General features: G+C 63.6%; 15 protein-coding genes. All 15 read right to left on the bottom strand.

All coding sequences use genetic code 11. The features are described from left to right. A complete protein-coding gene (locus C8348_RS19815) occupies window positions 1–4,299 on the bottom strand; it encodes a strawberry notch family protein (protein ID WP_106755038.1) in 4,299 nt (1,432 codons plus the stop codon). A 164-nt stretch (window positions 4,300–4,463) separates the two neighbouring features. Then, window positions 4,464–4,718 (bottom strand): DUF6117 family protein, encoded by a 255-nt coding sequence (locus C8348_RS19810; RefSeq protein WP_106755037.1) that lies wholly within the window; start codon window positions 4,716–4,718, stop codon window positions 4,464–4,466. Next, window positions 4,715–5,131, bottom strand: a complete 417-nt coding sequence (locus C8348_RS19805; RefSeq protein WP_106755036.1) for a hypothetical protein — start codon at window positions 5,129–5,131, stop codon at window positions 4,715–4,717. Before C8348_RS19805 ends, C8348_RS19810 begins: the two co-directional genes overlap by 4 nt. 137 nt (window positions 5,132–5,268) lie before the next feature. Then, on the bottom strand, window positions 5,269–7,404 hold the full coding sequence (locus C8348_RS19800) for a ParB/RepB/Spo0J family partition protein (RefSeq protein WP_106755035.1): 2,136 nt from the start codon (window positions 7,402–7,404) through the stop codon (window positions 5,269–5,271). 174 nt (window positions 7,405–7,578) lie between these two features. After that, window positions 7,579–8,784, bottom strand: coding sequence for a DUF932 domain-containing protein (locus tag C8348_RS19795; RefSeq protein ID WP_106755081.1), 1,206 nt, complete (start codon window positions 8,782–8,784; stop codon window positions 7,579–7,581). Window positions 8,785–9,043: 259 nt separating this feature from the next. Next, window positions 9,044–9,733, bottom strand: a complete 690-nt coding sequence (locus tag C8348_RS19790; RefSeq protein WP_106755034.1) for a Fic family protein — start codon at window positions 9,731–9,733, stop codon at window positions 9,044–9,046. Between the two features lie 55 nt (window positions 9,734–9,788). Beyond that, on the bottom strand, window positions 9,789–10,283 hold the full coding sequence (locus C8348_RS19785) for a hypothetical protein (RefSeq protein WP_106755033.1): 495 nt from the start codon (window positions 10,281–10,283) through the stop codon (window positions 9,789–9,791). A gap of 3 nt (window positions 10,284–10,286) precedes the next feature. After that, on the bottom strand, window positions 10,287–10,628 hold the full coding sequence (locus C8348_RS19780) for a hypothetical protein (RefSeq protein ID WP_106755032.1): 342 nt from the start codon (window positions 10,626–10,628) through the stop codon (window positions 10,287–10,289). Window positions 10,629–10,714: 86 nt separating this feature from the next. After that, entirely contained in the window at window positions 10,715–11,842 is a 1,128-nt protein-coding gene (locus tag C8348_RS19775; protein ID WP_198647158.1) for a hypothetical protein, read from the bottom strand. After that, window positions 11,839–13,086: a type II toxin-antitoxin system HipA family toxin gene (locus C8348_RS22320; RefSeq protein WP_106755031.1), complete on the bottom strand. Its 1,248-nt coding sequence runs from the start codon at window positions 13,084–13,086 to the stop codon at window positions 11,839–11,841. Before C8348_RS22320 ends, C8348_RS19775 begins: the two co-directional genes overlap by 4 nt. Further along, on the bottom strand, window positions 13,079–13,414 hold the full coding sequence (locus C8348_RS19765) for a helix-turn-helix domain-containing protein (protein WP_106755030.1): 336 nt from the start codon (window positions 13,412–13,414) through the stop codon (window positions 13,079–13,081). Before C8348_RS19765 ends, C8348_RS22320 begins: the two co-directional genes overlap by 8 nt. Before the next feature lie 70 nt (window positions 13,415–13,484). Beyond that, the gene (gene qatD / locus C8348_RS19760; protein ID WP_106755029.1) at window positions 13,485–14,240 is read right to left on the bottom strand and encodes a Qat anti-phage system TatD family nuclease QatD; all 756 of its coding nucleotides are present in this window, start codon (window positions 14,238–14,240) and stop codon (window positions 13,485–13,487) included. Then, complete coding sequence (qatC, locus tag C8348_RS19755) at window positions 14,237–15,607, bottom strand: Qat anti-phage system QueC-like protein QatC (RefSeq protein ID WP_106755028.1); 1,371 nt, start codon at window positions 15,605–15,607, stop codon at window positions 14,237–14,239. Before qatC ends, qatD begins: the two co-directional genes overlap by 4 nt. Continuing rightward, entirely contained in the window at window positions 15,604–16,500 is an 897-nt protein-coding gene (qatB, locus tag C8348_RS22585; protein ID WP_341871598.1) for a Qat anti-phage system associated protein QatB, read from the bottom strand. Before qatB ends, qatC begins: the two co-directional genes overlap by 4 nt. Continuing rightward, window positions 16,500–18,494, bottom strand: a complete 1,995-nt coding sequence (gene qatA, locus C8348_RS19745; RefSeq protein WP_106755026.1) for a Qat anti-phage system ATPase QatA — start codon at window positions 18,492–18,494, stop codon at window positions 16,500–16,502. The genes qatB and qatA overlap by 1 nt, the downstream gene beginning before the upstream one ends. Between the last annotated feature and the right edge of the window lie 92 nt (window positions 18,495–18,586).

Raw genomic sequence — 18,586 nt, 5'->3', positions numbered from 1 at the left:
CTAGCGCTCGGAGAGGCGCATGATCGCGTAGGTGTCGAGCAACCTGCCGAGAACCGCCACGCCGCCCGTGGTGACAGGCACGAAGAAGCGCAGCTTCCACGAGATGATCTCGGTGAAGAGGCCATAGGCGCGAAGGCGCTCGCGCATTGTGTCCGTGAAGCCGGTCAGCTCGATGCGATTCGCTCCCATGACGCGGACGCGGCGAAGCTGAAGTCCCTCGGCCAGGTCAAGGATCGTCCGTCCGTCGAGGAGTGCCGTATATGCAGCGTCAGGCGACAGGTCGACCGTGTCGGTCGAGGCGGCGTTCGCGGCCCAGGCTGGGGAGACGCGGCGGCCGATGATGCGTTCACCCTCGTCGGTCTGAAGGCGGTAAACCCGCGTCGACTCGTTCGGCAGACGCTTCCACACCGGCAAGAGCAGACCAGCGACGATGTGGATCGTGCTTTCACTGAGCGGGGGCACATCGCTGAGTTCGCGGGACCAGGCAGCAGCGAAGATGTTCTGGTCGGCCTCCTGCCAGTGGCTTTCCGTCATCGACTTCAACGAAGCATGGTGGTGTTCCATTGGCCGGACCAACCGAACGCGGCGTTCGATCTCGCCATCATCGAGCATGAGCGAGGGCGCGGGGACCTGCACGGCGGCGCGACCGGACTTGGCGTTCACCAGCAGCTTGCCGTTGTCGGCATCGACATAGGCTAGCGCGTCCGCCAGCGTCATTGGCCGGTTACGCCGTTTCTCGGTGATGGTGAGCAGCCGGGTTTCGGCCCCGGTCGCCGGATGGGTGTAGATGGTCTTGCGGCCGGTGACGACAAAACTCTCCGCCGTCAGAGTCTCCAAGCCGACATCATAGACGCCGCTGGCGATGGCGCCCTGGACCTTGGCGTCGAGCAATTGCTCGAAGGCGGTGAACAGGATGCCCTGAAGTTCGATGGTCAGCGCCAGCAGACGGTTGAGGAAGGTGGTGATCGGCGGCAGCTCGTCCTTGATGCCATTATCGTCCATCAGCTTCAGGCCGGTGGCGCTCTCGAAACGGGCGAGCGAGCAACCGTCGATCTTGCCGCGCACGATCAGCAGGTAGAGCTGGCGCAGTGCATCGCGAGCGTAAGACGATTCCAGATTGTCCTCGGGTCGAAACAGCCCTTGGCCCCCGGTCTGGCGCTGGCCTCGTGTGATGGCGCCGAGGGTGTCGAGCCGCCGAGCGATGGTGCTTAGGAAGCGCTTCTCCGCCTTCACGTCGGTTGCGATCGGGCGGAACAGCGGCGGCTGAGCTTGGTTCGTCCGGTTGGTGCGGCCGAGACCCTGAATGGCCGCGTCGGCCTTCCATCCTGGTTCGAGGAGATAATGGACGCGCAGGCGTTGGTTCTTCGCGGTGAGATCGGCGTGGTAGCTGCGGCCTGTGCCGCCAGCATCGCTGAACACCAGCACGCGCTTCACATCGTCCATGAAGGCCGCCGTCTCGGCGAGATTGGCGGAGGGCGCGCGGTTCTCGACGGCGAAGCGGTCGCCCTTGCGGACGATACGGCGCGAGCGGCCTGTCACCTCGGCCACCGTGTCTGTGCCGAAGCGCTGCACGATCTGGTCCAGCGCACCGGGCACGGGCGGAAGCGAGGCGAGGTGCTCGATCAGCTCGTCACGCCGGGCGACGGCTTCCCGGCTTTCGACCGGCTGGCCATCGCGCATGACGGGACGCGACGACAGATTGCCCTCGCTGTCGGTGAACGGCTCATAGAGCTGCACGGGAAAACTATGGGCGAGATAGTCGAGGACATACTCGCGCGGCGTGATGTCGACGCGGATGTCGTTCCATTCCTCGGTCGGGATCTCGGCCAGACGGCGTTCCATCAACGCCTCGCCGGTCGAGACAATCTGCACCACGGCGGCATGGCCTTGCTCAAGATCACTCTCGATCGAGCGGATCAGAGTCGGTGTCTTCATGCTGGTGAGAAGATGACCGAAGAATCGCTGCTTGGCGCTCTCGAACGCCGAGCGGGCGGCGGATTTGGCCTGCCGGTTCAGCGTCCCGTCGCTGCCGGTGATATTTGCCGCCCGCATCGCGGCGTCGAGATGGTTATGGATAATCGAGAAGGCCCCAGCATAGGCATCGTAGACGCGGCGCTGTTCGTCGGTGAGCTGGTGCTCGACGAGTTCATATTCCACACCGTCATAGGAAAGCGACCGGGCGGTATAGAGGCCGAGCGAACGCAGATCGCGTGCCAGCACCTCCATCGCTGCGACGCCGCCATCCTCGATCGCCTCGACGAACTCGGCGCGGGTCACGAAGGGGAAATCCTCGCCGCCCCACAGGCCGAGCCGCTGGGCATAGGCGAGATTGTGGACCGTTGTGGCGCCGGTGGCGGAGACATAGACGACGCGGGCACTGGGCAGCGCATGTTGCAAACGCAGGCCAGCACGCCCCTGCTGCGAGGGGGCGACATCGCCACGGTCTCCCTTGCCGCCGCCGGCGTTTTGCATGGCATGGCTTTCGTCGAAAATGAGGACTCCATCGAAATCAGTCCCCAACCATTCGACGATCTGGCGGACGCGCGAAACCTTCTCCCCACGCTCGTCGGAGCGTAGCGTGGCATAGGTTGCAAATAGGACGCCTTCGCTGAGCGTGATCGGCTTGCCCTGCGGAAAGCGCGACAGTGGCGTCACCAACAGGCGCTCCATGCCGAGCGCCGACCAGTCGCGCTGAGCGTCCTCGATCAGCTTGTCAGACTTCGATATCCAGACTGCCTTGCGGCGTCCCTGGAGCCAGTTGTCGAGAATGATCCCGGCCGATTGGCGGCCCTTGCCAGCGCCGGTGCCGTCGCCGAGCATGAAACCGCGGCGGAAGCGGACGGTGTTCGGGGCGTCGGTGGGCGCTGCCTGGACGAGATCGAAGGTGGCATCGACCGTCCACGATCCGGCGAGATAGTCGTTATGGGCCTCGCCGGCGTAGATGACGGTCTCCAACTGGGCCTCGGACAGTAATGCGCGGATGTTCGCGGGCAGCATCGGGCGATAGCTGGGCCTGGGTGGCGCGACGCTCGCCATCGCGGCCGACTGCACGAGCCTGGTCGGATGCAGCTCGGAGCCGGGAATATGGATCGACTGCAATCCGTATTCTTCATAGATCGACTCGGTGAGATTGGCGCCATCGGTCAGCGTCGCGTCCACGATCTCATAGTCGAGTTCGATGCCTTCGGGATCGGCAACGGTAGCGGTGGGACGCGATGCCACCGAACGGACGAGAAAACCGCTCACGGATTTCGGCGCGGCGGCGACTGGACGAATTTCGGCAGGCAGCGTGACGGGGAGACGCGGCGGCACGTGGGCGTCGATCCACCCGAGCAGCGTGGCGGCATCGGGCGCCATGCCGGGAGACGACGGGAACATGCCCAGATCGTCGGCGGGCGACTTGTCGATGACGGTCAGCCGCGTCGGAAAGCTGGTGCCGTGCTTCTGATAGACCGAGCCAGCGATGGCGGCGCTGAACACAACGCGGCCACGCGCCTGCAAGCCGACAAAGGCATCGCGCCATTCGGACAGGTCCGGCCCGACATTGGCGCCGGTGATCGCGACCAGACGGCCGCCAGGCGCAAGCCGGTTCAGTGCTGAGGCGATGTGGCGGAAACCGGCATCCTGCACCCGGCCGGAAACATGCGCCATCGCCGAGAACGGCGGATTCATCAGCACGACGGAGGGAACAGCCGAGGCATACAGATGATCGTCAATCTGCGCGGCATCGAACCGGCTGACGGGAAGGACCGGAAAGAGGGAGGACAGCAGCTCGGCGCGGGTGTCGGCCAGCTCATTGAGGATGAGCGATCCGCCCGCCGTCAGCGCGAGGATCGCCAGCAACCCGGTGCCTGCCGAAGGCTCCAGCACGCGGTCGGATGGCGTGATTGCTGCGGCCGTCAGCGCAGCAAGGCCAAGCGGCAACGGCGTCGAAAACTGCTGAAGCGCCTGCGATTCCTCCGATCGCCGCGTATGCGTCGGTAATAATCCGGCGATCTTCGTCAGCACGGAAAGGCGTGCAGCCGAGGAGGCGGATTTGCGGAAGAGCGCCTTTCCGTATTTGCGAAGGAACAAGACTGCGGCGACTTCGCAGGCCTCGTAAGATCCCTTCCAGTCCCAGGCGCCCGACGCATCGGAAGCGCCGAAGGCCGTTTCCATTGCACTGCGCAGGATGGCGGCGTCGACGCGCTCGCCGCGTTCGAGATGGGGGAGCAGGTGATTGGCGGCAGCGAGGATGCCCGACGACGGGACGAGCGGCAGCGGCGCGGCCGCAGCGGCCTGGGGAGACAGGATGTTCATGGGTTGAGCCTCAAGGAGAGCGGAGAAGGACAAGCCCGCGCGGCGCTCTCTTTCGCCTGTCCGGACTCAATCCCTCCCGGCGGCCCTCTGACTCTCGCTCACCCCGACATGAAAAAAGCGCCCGACCGCAAGGTGGGCGCTTTTCCATCCATCAATGGCGTCTTCTACTGCCTGTCGGGCCGCACGAAGTCGTCCGGATCTTCGGGGTCGGGTGGCAGGTAGGCGTCGTAGGGATTGCCGTCCACGAGATGGCCGAAGGGCGTAAAGACGTAGTCGTCGTTGTCGCGCCCAACGGCGCAGATGACGTAGCGAGGGATGCCCGTCACGGCGTCCAGACACTCCATGAGGGCGAGGTTGCCGTCGCCCGCCGCGCGCAGCAAGGTCTGGAAATTGCTCCGGGCATGAGAGGGGATGCTCATAGCGGTCCTCCCTCGCCGGAGATGGTCTCGGCGAGCCAGCCATCTGTATAGATCCAGTCCACCGTTTCGCCGGTGGCGAGGTCGAGGACATGGGCGCCGCCACCAAATCCATCGAGCCGGGGCTTAGAGCAGGTGTTGGCGTATTGAAATCCCCAGCGGCCCGTGAGGCTGAACTCGGCGGCGCAGCGCTTCACGAACTGGATGACGCGCTCGGGATCGCCGGTTTCATCGTCGCGCATCCAGAGGTTCGTGCCGCCATGCTCGGGCTGGATCGACAGCAGGAACCCTTCGGAGGGCGGTTCCTCCGACGCGCCGTGCTCTGACAAGGCGTTGTAGAGATCGAGCGCGCGGGCGGCGTTTTCCGGCGTGCCGACATCGAGCAGGCACGAGAAATGAGTGAAGTAGTCGGCCATGACAGGCTCCAGAAATAAAAAGGCCCGAGCCGCGCGGCTTAGCCGCGCAGATGTTGGTTTATGGGCCGGGCTGACGGTTGAAGGATCGGAGAGAGGTCTGCGGGGAACGGATCGTGCCGCTCCCCGCCAGCGTTCGGCTATTCGGCGGCGATCATGGCTTCGTCGTCGTCGGCGTCGGCCACCTCGTCCTCTTCACCGTCACCAGACAGGAAAGCCGGAAGCGCGACTTCGCCACCTTCCTGATTGGCTTGCTCGCCAGTGGTGTCGGCATCGGCCGGGCGCAGCGGCTCGGGCAGCCAGCCGGTCTCAGCCAGCAAACGTTCCGCTTCCTTGGCCATGTCGCCCTTCTTCATATGGTCGATGAGCTGCGCCGCCCGATCGCCCGCGCCCTCGCGCACCGCTTCGACGATGCGCGTCTTGGTGACGCGGCCGAAATAGTTGCCGACCGTCGGCCGCCAGCCCGCGCTCACCATGTCGAGGCCAGTCGCACGCGCCAGCCGTTCGGCTTGGCCCATTCGGACCTTCAGCCCATGCTCGCTGACGCCCGAACCTCCATAGGGATTGGGCCGCTCGTAAAGCGCGTTGATCCCGTAGCTGACGCAATGAGCGAGCAGTTCCAGGCGACTGTCGTCGTCGAGCGCGATCAGCCAGTCCCACAGCGCCTCGTCATCGGCAGGCACATGATCGCCCCAGCGTTCGTGCCGCTCCGTGACGGATTGGGCCGAGGCGCTATCCTTCAGATCATCAGCCTGCGCCGCGAAATGAATCTGCCGAACATTGGCTTCCAGCACGCCCGTCGCCGGGCGATGCAGGAAGGTGTCGGACACCAGCTTGTGCAGCAGCGCCGTCATGGCGACGTGCGGATTGCTGGCGACCGCATCGCGGAGCGCCAGCGTGCGATGCGCGGTCAGTTCGATGACGAGGCGCTCGGGCAGCAGCTTGATGCCGTCTTCTTCCTCCTCCTCGACCGGCGCGACCCGACCGCCGATGGTGACGACGGCGCGCTGGATGGCAGGCTCGCGGATTTTCCCGGTTTGGGGATCGACATCCTCCACCGCCGCTTCGTCGCCGGAGCCCTCGAATGGCAATTCGTCCTCGGGGCGGACATAGCCGCGATCGACGACGAGCGAGCCATGCGTGTCGATGCTGACGAACACGCCGCCGATGGCGATCTCGGCCGGATCGTAGCTGACGGGTCGATTGTCGAGTTCTTCGATTGCCGCCTCGATCTCGCCGAGGCGTTGGTCCACCGCATCCGGCAATTCGTCGGCGTCCTCGTAGTCGGCGACCAGGCCGTCAAGTTCCGTCTGCAAGGCGTCGCGCGTCGCTTGTTCCTCCGGGGTGATGTCGAGCGACGTGCCCGAAAGCCGGCGCAAGCGCTGGGTGACGCCATAGGGGATGCTGACCGCCGCATCGACCCACTTCCAACCGGTAGCGGCGATCTCGTCGGCGACCGCGGACAGCTTCTCGGAGACCAGCCGATCGAGCAGGCCGACATCCTGGAGCCAGCCGCCATCGTCGGACTCGAACAGATCACGCAGCACGATGCCGCCTGCGGCTTCGTACGCGTCGATGCCGATGAACACGACGCGCTTGTCGGAGGCGCGCACCGCAGTTTCGGTCAGCATGCGCTTGATCTGCCACGGCTCCTTCTGCCAGCTATTGCGGATCGTCTCCCACACCTGTTCCTGGCGGGCGTGATCCTGCGACACCGTGAAGGCCATGAGCTGCTTCAGCTCCATGCCGTCTTCAGCGAACACCGCCAGCAGCGCGGGCGAAACAGAGGCCAGGCGCAGGCGCTGCTTCACGACATTGACGTCGATCAGGAAGGCGGCCGCGATGGCCTCTTCGCTCATGCCCTTGTCGCGCATGGCTTGGAAGGCGCGATACTGATCGAGCGGATGCGGGGACACGCGCTCGTCATTCTCGGCGAGGGAGATTTCCTCCATCAGGACGCCGCTCGCCGCGTCGCTGACGACGCACGGCACGGGCGCGGTCTTGTTGAGGCGCTTCTGCTTCGCCAGCAGTTCCAGCGCGCGATAGCGTCGGCCGCCGGCCGGCACCTCGAACATGCCGGTTTCGACGCCGTCGGCATTGAGGACGGCCCGCACATGCAGTGACTGGATAAGGCCGCGCCGGGCGATGGACTCGGCCAGATCCCCGATCGAGACGCCGGCCTTGATCCGCCGGACATTCGACTGGCTCAGCACCAGCTTGTTGAAAGGGATGTCGCGCGACGACGACAGGGTGATCTTCTGAATGGCGGTTGCCATGGTCGTTACTCCGCGACGGGCGGCCGAGAGACTCTCTCTCGACCTCCAACCCGTCACGAAGCGAAGCGCCGCCCTCTCACTCTTGGAGGGCAGCGCAACGCAAACGGAAAGACGGAGAAGCGTGGAAGTCAAAAGCCGGAGACACGGAAAACCGCATCTCCGACTTTGATGAGATCAGGCCGCGCGATCGAGCAGCTTCTTTGCTTTGGCCTCCATGTCGAGGCGGGCGTCCTGATGCGGCTTGTCGCGGGCAACCGCGGTGATGCCCTGCACGAAATCGAAGATCGACTGCGGCGGCCGCCCTTCCTCGGCCAGCACCGTCTCTATGATTTTGCCAGTCTCGGCCTTGGAGAAGCCGCGCTTGCGCAGGAAATCGGTGCGATCCTCGTCGGTACGGGCAACGATCCGTTCGCGCGCCGCCTTGATGCCGTTGATGAAGGGCATGGGCGAGGAATTGGCGAAGTTCATCAATGCAGGCGCTGCCTCATGGGCGAAGCGCAACGCGGCGTATTTGCTGTGGCGGATGCTGATTTCCTCGAAATCCTCGACGCCCCAGAGATTGCGGTTCTGGCACACAGCGCGGAGATAGAAGCTCGCCATGCCGAGCGTCTTCGCGCCAACCTCGCTGTTCCAGCAATAGAAGCCGCGGAAGAACAGATCGGGCGAGCCATCGGGCAGCTTGCCGGCCTCAATGGGGTTCAGATCGTCAACGAGAAACAGGAACACGTCACGGTCGGAGGCATAGAGCGTGGTGGTGTCCTTGGTGATGTCGACGCGCGGATTGTAGATCCCCGTCGACCAGTCGAGCACGCCGGGCACTTTCCAGCGCGTGTCACCCGTGCCGTTGCCGGCGATGCGCTGCACGGCTTCGACCAGCTCGTGGTCATAGATACGACCGTAATCGGGGCCGGTGACAGCGCGAAGTTCGATGCGGCCCCTCGAAAGGCCATCGTCGGTTTCCAGCGTCTTGATCTGCTCGGCCCGGTTCGAGGTCAGGCCATATTGCAGATTGATGCCGGCCAGCGCGGCGGGGAGATTGCGTAGATAGGCGGCGGGCGCACCCACCTGCGCGGCGAGCTGGCCGAAGCTCCAGTGGGTCGGGGCTACGGGAGCTTCCGCACCCGGAAGGATCAGCGACAAGCGTTCGGGATCGGAGCGATTCGCCTCGACGTGGATCAACGCGCTTTCGACGACGCGAGTTCGGCTACGATCGGCCCGGTCGCGCACTGAGCGGGCCAGCTCGCCGAGCGACAGGAATCGCTCGTCATCCGGCCGCGAGAACCATTCGGACGACACCCGCCCGACGCGCTCGCCGCGGCTGACATCGACCTTGTAACCGCCACTCGTGTCGTGGCGGGCGTCGAGAACTTGCATGTTCATGGGATCAAACTCCATGACGGGCGCCGAGAGCCTCTCTCTCGACATTCATCCCGTCGCGGATCTCCGATCCCTTCTCTCACTCTTAGCGGGGGCGTTGCGGGGGACACCCCGCAGAAGGGGTCGAGCGAGACCTTGGCTCGGTCGCAGGGGAATGCTTTCCCCCGTATTTCTCCCAAATCGCAACCCTTTGAGTCCCAATTCGCGAGGCACTCACTCCCAATCAGCCGAAGCCCATGGCGCGCTGAGCTGACAACCAAAATCAGTCGTAAGGCGACGCCGAGCTGATGTGTTTGCGCACTGCATTGAACGGCCCGTCGAGGAAAAAGGCGAGATATTCCGCGACCAACGCCAGTTCCCCATTTTCCTCGTTGGCGGGCGCTCGTGTGAATATCTCCAAGGCGGTCGCCAACAGTCGATCATAGGGACGCGGATGGATCGCAAAACGCGCTGAAAGCGGAAAGCCGAACTCGGTCGCCATGGCGGCGAATATCGCACGCTGCACATGACCGTTTCCGTCAAGGAAGGGGTGAATCTTGCCGAACCAGCAGAAGGTATAGCTGAGGCCCAGGAGCTTACCGTAGTTGTCTGCGGAGGCGTCGCGGAGCCATTGCTGCATATGATCCAGCAGCAAGTTCATACGGGCGGGCACTTCTTCGGGAGGACAGAACTCAAATTGTCCCCCAACTTCGAGTTGGCTCTCAGAGGACATCCTCCGGCCAGCCAGAGTGGTGCCTCGCGTGCCGCGATAGGTGCCCGCATATTCGTTGTGGCCAGAAGGCGTGAAGGACGCGAACAGCGTGCGATGCAGATCGCGCGGATCGGTAAGGATGGCCTTTCGGCGCGCAGGGTCGGCGATGATCTCTGCCAGAAGCGTCGAGCACCCCGCCGTCATTGCTGAATCGTAACCGGCTATGTCGTGGGCTTGCCAGGGCGGCGGTGTCGTGGTCATGCTCAGTGCTTCCAGTATGGTTTGCGACCGGCGAGTTCGGGATTGATGCTGCCGCCTATCGTGTGGAGGACTCGCCGAAGGCGGATTCCGCCTCCTTCAGGCAGCGGTCCCAGAAGGCTATGGCTGCGTGCAGTTGGGGCAGCACAGGCTTGCCGTTGCGATCGCGAGCTTCTCGGGCATCGAACGCCGCGACGTGCGAGAAGCCGTCAGGCATCGACGGATCCGCCACAACGGCGGTAGGCCCGAAGGCTGCGCTGCGCAGTTGCAGTCCGCCCTGAAATTCCTTGAGCAACGCGTTGCGCGTTGGCTCGATGAAGGTCCCGAATATGGGATCCTGCTTCCAGGTAGACCACCGCGTTTTGCACCAATCTCGTCGCTCGGCATCGGCACAATCGACCTTATCGAAAACATGCCCGACCGAGCGCAAGAGAGCGATGATCGCGACATATTGGGATTGATAATCCGCGACCGGTCGCATCATGCTGTCGTCCTGCGCGAAGCGGGCGACCAGGTCGCGAATGAAGTCGAGTTGTGCGCGGGCAACGAGCATCGGTCACAGCACCCGAAAGACCGCCTCGATGTCGGCGGCGGTGTTGGTGTCGTCGAAGGAATGCAAGACCGCGCCAGTCTGCGTACGATCTCGGATCTCGATCTTCTCGGTCTCGTGGTTGTAGGCGAAGACATAAATCTTGCCCGAGATGGTCACCCACAACATGTTGGCCGGGCTGCCCGCCATGCGGCGGATGCGGATGGAATCTGGCTCGCCACGCCAGATGATTCCGCCGAGGAGCGCCAAGGCGATGCCCTTCACCTTACCCGCATGGTGATCTGCCCGGCCCATCACGCCCATCGCGTAGGCGTGGAGTTCTTCAACGTCTTTTGCCGTAATCGCCATATATCCTCCGTTCGTGTACTGCGCCGCCTCGCGGCCGAAATCGCTATTCGAAACCGTTTTGGCGCGCCTTCTTCCTCGGCGCTGGTTCAGGCGCCTCCAATGATGCGTCGCTCTTGGCCGAGCGGGATGATCCAGCCGCCGGCACGGTCGGACCGTGCAAACTCGTCTGGACGTTCCTTGTCGGCGAGACGGCTGCGAATGGCTTGCGGCTCGGCGTCGATAGCGGCGCGAATGAGATTGCGTTCGACCCCGACGAAGATGGGCCGCAGATTGAGGCGGGAGAGCGCCTCCTGATCGGCGGGTTCAACACCGGTGTCGGTGAGCGGTCCTGCGCGGGTAACGATACCGCCGACCAAGGCGTCCATAGCGGCGCTCGCCTTATCCACGTCCCGCACCGGGGACGCGTCCAGCAGCGAACGCGCGCGCTGGGTCTCCCCTTGGAGCCTTCGTGGGAATGATTGCAGTGTGAGGCCGCGAAGCGCGTCCGCTAGTTCGGCATGCCCGAGCGGTTTGATGAGATTTGCGATATGGAGCCGAAGCATGCCGATGAAGAGCGCGTCCTTCTCCTCCTGGGTATGCGGCTCGCCTTCTTCGACCGGGTCCCGAACCGAAAGGCGGGCATCGGCTGGACCGGCCGTCGCCATTCCCCAGCGCGTGGCGATCGCGATACGCTTCACCGTGACCTTTCGGCCACGGGCGGTGACGTCGACCCGCCGAGCCTGCGCCCATGCCCGGTCCAGTGCTTTGGCGGGACCGCCGACATCGTGGCAACCCTTGGCTTCGGCGACTGTCAGCGAGGACAGGTCGGATGCGCAGGCGATCCAGTCGGGCAGATCGCCACGGGACAGGCGCGTGATTTTGACCTGACGGCGGCGATCGAGGTCGATCGTGCGGCTGCCGAGATGGGCGAAGATCGAGAGGTTGAAATAGCGCTCGAGGTAGGCACGCGCGACGAAGCGCCCGAACAGGCCGGACAGCGCGACCTTGACTTCCCGTGCTTGACCCAGCGGCTCCTTGAACACGAATGGCGTGCCTGTGCCGGTCGGCGTCAGCAGCGCATCGAGAATGGACCAAGCGCCATAGGCCGCGCCCGGTGTCTGAAGCACCTCCCGGATACCGGCATCCTCGATCTCGGAGACGTCCAGATCGACGGTCGGCCCGGAGACCGGGCTCGCGGCTGGTGGATCGAAGCTATGAAAGAAAGTCCTCGTCATAGCGCCAGAGCCCGCGTGAGATCGTCATGCTCGAAGGCGCTGGCCATACGGGTGATCTCGGCCGACCTGGCGCCGACAGCTTTCGCGGTCTCGCGCCATGCCGAGGTCACGGTCGCGACCTCTTTGATGATCTCTCTGGCTTGCGCCAGCGTGAGCGCGAAATATTCCGATGCCTGTTCGAGCAGTTCGAGCGAGCAGGTGCCCTCGTCGAGGTCGATGTTCGTCGTCAGCACGCGCGCCTTGAGATCGGTGGGCACCGGATTGAGATCGTAGGCGGGCGAAAGCGACCATCCGGCTCTTCCGAGCCAGAGGAAACCGTGATTGCGCAGGTGATCGTCGACATTGGAGATCAGCACGTTGAAGACGACGCGCCGATAGAGCGCATGGGCATCGGTTTTTCCCTGCGCGCCATGCTGGGCCAGAGCGTCCACGATCTCGGGGTAGCTGCCACGCTCGCCGTCTCTGGCGCCCACCATCGCCATGGCGGACAGGAAGGGGATGCGGATCGCGCCATCGCGATCGAAACGTCGCGACAGCATCACCGCCTTGCCAGCGACTTCAACAAGTTCGTGTTGCGGGGTCGCGATACCGGCCTGGCCGGCCAGCCGCAGCGCGATCGCCTCCCAGGTTTCCATGCTGTATTCGTCGGTCTCCTTCGGAAACTTGGCGATAGAGAGGTGGCCATGTTGGTCGATCACCGACGCCTTCGGCCGCGCACCTCCGAGGGAGGAGCCGGGCGCGAAGATGAGCTGAAGGTCTTCGTCAGTTTCCTCGTCCCGGAGAATACGCTCGGTGATCTGAAGCAGGCGGCCAAGCTCGATCAGGGCCGGAACACCGGCCCTGATTGGCGCCTGGAAGGTTTCGTCGCCGACCCAGCGAAACCGGAGCGCGCCGAGCCGCGTCTCATCGGCGACGCCGAGAAGGTAATCGCTTTCCGCGAGCGTGCGAACGGCGCGGCTTTCGCGTTCCGCAAACCTACGTTCCGCCCGCTGCATCAGCCGTCGGCCCCAAGTGTCCGGCGCTGAGTCGCCGATCGAACCGAAGGTAGCGAGACCCGCAGGAGGCGCGAAGGCTCCCCTCGTCAGAGCAAGAGCGGGCTCCAGGGAGAATCGCTCCGGATCATCAAGCCATGCACCGTCGTATTCGAAGAGTATGGTTTCTGCGCCTCGAACGCGATTGCTCCTGGCCAATCCGATCGGGCGCGTGCGACCGTTTAGATCGATATGGACCTCGAAGTCAGCCATCGCGGGAAGATCCCGTCGGCCGCTTGAGATGGACACGTTTGGGCAACTCGGCGCTGGCCAGCGCTTGTCCGACACTATCATTGCTGATGTCGGCGACCTGGCTCAGTCCGTCGAGGAGCCCAAGTGCCTGAAGAACGCCGGCATAGATGCCGATGCTGACGTTGGTGTCACCAGCCTCGATCTTCTGCAAGGTTGAGCGGGAGGTGAAAGCGCGCTCAGCCACGACCGCCATCGGCAGCCGTCGGCGTCGACGGGCATCGTGGATGTCCGCCCCTAGCTTGCGCAGCGCCCGCCGCACGGCGGCAGGAGGGTTATGGGGAGTGGGCATTTGCTACCTTCGCGCTACAGATTGGCGGAATATGTAGCACGAAGATGACAATATTTCCATAAGGAACGTCTCAATCCAGCAGCGTGCGAAGGTTGGACTGGACCTTTTTCCCGACGGCTTCCGGCGAAAGCCCCAGAACCCTGGCAAGTGAGGTGGCCGTCGCCTCGACATCGGAGGGCTCACTGGGGCGACCGTGTACCTGCGTGAACGGGCCATCGGTTTCGGTCAGGATCCGGTCGGTCGGCAATTCGGCGACGAGTGCACGGCCTCGGTCCGTCCGAACCATTTCCGCATTGACCGAGAAATAGCAGCCGAGCGCAACGGCGCGTTTGGCCTCGCTGCGGCTGCCCGTGAACCAGTGCAAAATGGCCGTTCCTCGATCGCGAGGCAAATGTTCTTCGATCATATCGAGGACCTGCGCCGCGCTTCTTACGCTGTGGACGGTTAGAATCTTACCACCCGCGTCGGCACAGCACTGAAGGACACGCCGGAACACCTGCTTTTGGGTGTCCAACGACTTGTAAAAGCGCGGCCCAGCGTCGAGTCCGACCTCGCCGACGTAGCGTGTTTCGGACAGGTGGCGCTCCCATAGTGGCAGTTCACCCGCGCGCTCCGCGATCAGCTGCGGATGCAAGCCGAGAGCCGCTCGCACAAAGCGGGTTTGCCGCGTGAGCTCGTGGTTGCGCGGCCAGGCCTTCGGCGTCGTGGTGACGGTCAACGTGTAGATCCGAGCGGCTTCCGCTTTTGCGATCGCGGCCTCGAAGTCGGGATAGAGGTCGAGATGGCAGTGGAAATCGACGCCGACAGCTTGAGTAGTGTCGGTCATCCCGGCCGCGTCCTGACGCCTACCAGGAGCGCGCCGACTTCTTCGAGCCCGCGCCGATAGACACTCGCGAGCGCTGCTTGTCGCGCCGGCGACTCATCGAACAGCGGACCTGGCTTGTGGATGAGAATCGGCGCCAGCGCCGGGCGAGCGCGCAGCCGTTCGATCGCGAGCTGGAAGGACCGAACCTGGACACCTTCCGATTGCCGCGTGTCGAGCGCGTGAGTCGTCAGATCATCGACTGTGTAGGTCGTCGGATCTGGATCGGGATGCAGCCCGGCGACAAGCGCCGCTCGCCTGATGAGACAAGGCAGACAGTAACCGCAATGCTGTGTGCCGAGCCCCTGCCAACGTCCCTTAGTTGGGGACGCGCACGAAAGCGATGAAGGGACAAGGCGGCGCAGCAGTGCGCCGTTGGCACAGGCAGTGACCATCTCGCCCTTGGTCTTGTCCCAATAGGGATTCTCGATCGTGCCATTGACACCGAGACCTTGGAGAGCGTCGTTCCAGCGGGCGATATAGAAAGGATGTGTTGTGCGTGTGCTGAGTGCGCCGAGGCGCAAGGGATCGAGCGGCACGTTGACGGCGATCAACCCGTTTTCCGGCACTTTGAGCGTGAACGGCGCTTCAAGCCCGCTGCCCGCGAATACACCGAGTGCGAAGAAGAGAAACGATCGTCCCCGTGTTGTATTTTCTCCGGCAGAACCGCTTACGAAGCCGTCCGGGAACGCCATCCAGAGCCGCAAACGCTCAAAAGCGCGGCCATGATATTGGCTTTTTAACGCCTCGAAGATCGTGGATTGTGCATCGCTCGTGGCGCCCTCGCCGGCGTGGCTAACGAGTAGAGGGGTGCGGCCATCTTCAAGCGCGTCGATCGCGCCAATGAGGCTGTCGAGGCCACCAGAAAAGAGAGCGAGGTCGTTGAACGGAGGCCCTATGAGTCGCGCAGGAGCGACCGATGCAACTCTGGTGAACCGGCGTGGTCGAGCACGAAATGCCAGCGACCATCGATCGCCGGTCAGAAAGTTCAGCATCCGGACGAAGGTCGGTGCGACGGCGGTCCAGCGATCAGGGTCGGAAACCGGCACGATCAATCTGATTTCGCGGGTCCAGCCATCCTGCGATTCGCTGGTCCGTGAGATACGGGTGTCGGCGGCGTGGACGTGAGCTGCCAGAACGAGGACATCCACTCCGATTTCGGAAGGATGAACGCCGAGCCGCGATAGATCGGCAATCGCACGACCGATCCCGTGATCGAGTGTGCGTTCGCCTGCGACCAGATCAAGGCGTGTCTCGACCTCTCCGTCGCCAAGTGGAAAGCGATTGCGATCGCCAGGACCGTACCGGCCGATGATGACGTGTCTTCTCATACGCCCTCCGCCTCGGCATCGCCCATGATCTGCAAAATCCCGAACGCCTGCTCGTAAATGCGCCCCACAAACTGGAGTACGCGGTCGGGCGTCAGAGCACTCATCGCGGCGCGGGCGGCCGTGAGCGCGTCCGCCACTCCACGTCGGATGAAGTCGTTCAGTTGCGCTTGCACACGCGCCGCTTCCCGGCTGTCCGACGGTAGCGTGATCGTCTTCGCCCCGATGTCGTTGCACAGCCGCGCTTCGATCGCGTTGGTTGCGTAGAGTTCGAAGACGGTTTGCATCTGGTCGGCGGTGAGCCCGTCAAGATCGGTTATGCCCGCGCCGGCGAGGTCCGTGATGGTCTCGATAAATGCTTCGCGTGCGATGCCTTCGTCGATCGAACCCCCATCAGGACACACATAGTCGGCCAGACCGAGAAAGATTTCTTCGATCGGCCTCCCTGCGAGAGCGCCGAGGTTGAGCGAGCGAAGGGCTTCCGTCGCGCCGCGGGCGACAGCGTCCGACAGGAAGCTAACCAGGCGGCTACCAGCACCGCGGGCCGATCCCATCCTTGCGGCTGCTGTTCGGGCGCCGCCTGAGGAAGAGCCCACATAGTGTGATACGGCTCGGCCGAGGCTCTTGCGGTCGCTGCCGCCTGATCCTGCAAAACGCGAGAAATTGTTGCGCGCCGCCGAGAACCGCGTGGGATCGGCTACTGGTGGTATTGGCGGCCTTGCCGGTGGCGCGGAAGGTGTGGCGGGAGGAGCACCATCCGATGGCACGCCGTCTGGCGATGCGCCACCAGGCGGAGTTCCGTCCGGGGCTGCGGGCGGTGCGCCATCATCGCCAAGCCAACTCGGCACGAGGGGAGTTCCGCCGCCTTGGCCTCCAAAAGCGCTCGACGTCCCCATCAGTTAAGCCCCCGGATGCTCGGTCCCTGTCGGGTGCGGAGTACACCACTGGCGGCTGCTTTCAGCATCGCACCACCGTCTTTGCCCCAAGTCTGAAGGAGTCGATCAAAGCGTTGGGCTGCATCGCCGTCCTTGAGAACGCCTTCCCAGCCGCTACAGACCCAAGGGCCCAGGCGGTCTCTCGGGAGCGCTTCGAGGAAGTCGACGAGATTGCTTTGCAAAGTCGTGTGAGCCTTGACGAGAACCGCCAATCCCGCTGCGCCGGGCGGCTCGGTATCAAAACTGTCGCTCCCGACGATACGGCCACGCACGGCTTCGAAAATTTGGGCGGCTTCGGGCGGGGCCAAGCGCTTGAGATCGGCTTCGAGACCCTGTACCGCGAATTTGCCGCCAAAGAGCTGTTCTACCACGGCGGCCAAGTGCCCGAGCACAGAGGCGGCGCCGAAATAATCCTTCCGGTCCTTGGCGACGAAGAGATAGGGGCGGAGGTCCACTCCGCCGATCGCCGTCGGCACCGCTGCCCAGGCTTTGATAGCGGGCGACGACAGCCATTCACCCAAGAGAGCGCTCTCCGTCGATTTCACGGTCTCAAGTTTGGGCGCGGCCTTAGCGGAGTCATCGCTTTTCGACGCGATCTTCTCCGGCTTGGTCGGGCGCTTTTCATCGTCCTTTGCAGTCGCGGCGGCTTCAAGCGCCAATAGGTCTGCACATTTCCCATCGGCCGCAGCCGCTGCCGCTGCGGCGATCTGATCGAAGAGCCGGGGCAGGAAACGCTCAGCAAGCATGAGTTTCGCGAGCACCGGCAGCTTGACATCGTCCCCAAACCCGCGGGCTTCGGCGGTGCGTTGCCGAAGAACAAGTGTGTTGAGGAAACGCTTGATCTGGCGCGGGTTACCCTTGGTGCCACTCGCCAGGATGGGTCCGATCTGATCGCTGAGCGCCAACGCGTTGTTGGCACGAGACGCCTTGTCCCCGAGAGCGGCTCTGACCGTGGCCGCGTCGAGCGCACCGGAGGTCCAAGGGCGCCTCAGTCGCTCACGAGCGACTTTAATGAGGGCGTTGAATGCAGCGTCATTCTCGCCGAGTTCGGCGCCGACAAGGAGCAGCGTCACATAAATGCGCGTTTCCGTGTCACCGAGCGTCGGGATGCGGAATGGCACCTGGATGAGTTTCTCAAGATAGTTGCGGGCGTAGGTCTGTGGACCGGTGGTGTCGGGAAGGTCGGGAAAATGCTTGCGTACCGCATATTCGATCATCGCCTCGTCGGCGGCGACGACGAACGCGGTCCGCGACGTGAACACGAAGAGACGCACGGCCTCCAGCGTCTCAATCGCGGTATCGGGCAGGCAGCGATCGAGGTCGTCGATCAGGACGACGAGCTGCTCGATGCCGGCTTTGTCGAGCAATTCGTCGAAAGCCTTCCGAAACGCGTTGATCTCATCAGGAACATTGGTTGAATCGCCTTCCCCCTTGGGCTTCAGCAGCCCTTTCACGCCTTCAACCGCGGCTTCGAGATTGTCCTTGGTGGCGAGCTTTGCGGGGTCGGCGAGGAAACCTTCCAACGTGCCGACGATGGTCTGAATCTGATCGGGCGTCGGGATGCCGGTGAAGGCGGTGAAGGCAAGCCCGCCGGCTTTCTTGGCAACCTTGAGCCAGTCTATCCGGCGGAAGACATCCTTGACGGCTTCGCCGGCCTTGGTGAGGGCGGGACGCTTTTCGATGAGGCCGGTGACGATGCCCTCGATCAGCGCAATTTTGGCGTCTTCGAATCCTTGGAAGCGCCAGCCATTGAATTTGAGACAGAGGACCTTCGCCTCGTCATCGAAGCCAGCCTCAATCATTTCGAGGACGCTAGATTTCCCGGCGCCCCAGTCGCCGTGAACGCCGACTGTAACGGGCTGGTCGGGTCGCGTGCGTAAAAGCTTGATGATCGTTGCCGCGATCGCCTCGTTGTTGAGGAGGTCGACCTTGGTTTCATTGTCGGTCAGGATCATCAGGCCTCCAAGCAACTTGGCGCCGAGAAGTGGCGGCCTGGGCGGTCAAAATCGACCGCGGCAGCAATTCTGCCTTCTTCGCGCTACGGATT

This window comes from Pannonibacter carbonis, from assembly GCF_003012935.1.
In the GTDB taxonomy this organism is placed as follows: Bacteria; Pseudomonadota; Alphaproteobacteria; order Rhizobiales; family Stappiaceae; genus Pannonibacter; species Pannonibacter carbonis.
This window is presented reverse-complemented; position numbering and strand designations above follow the sequence as displayed.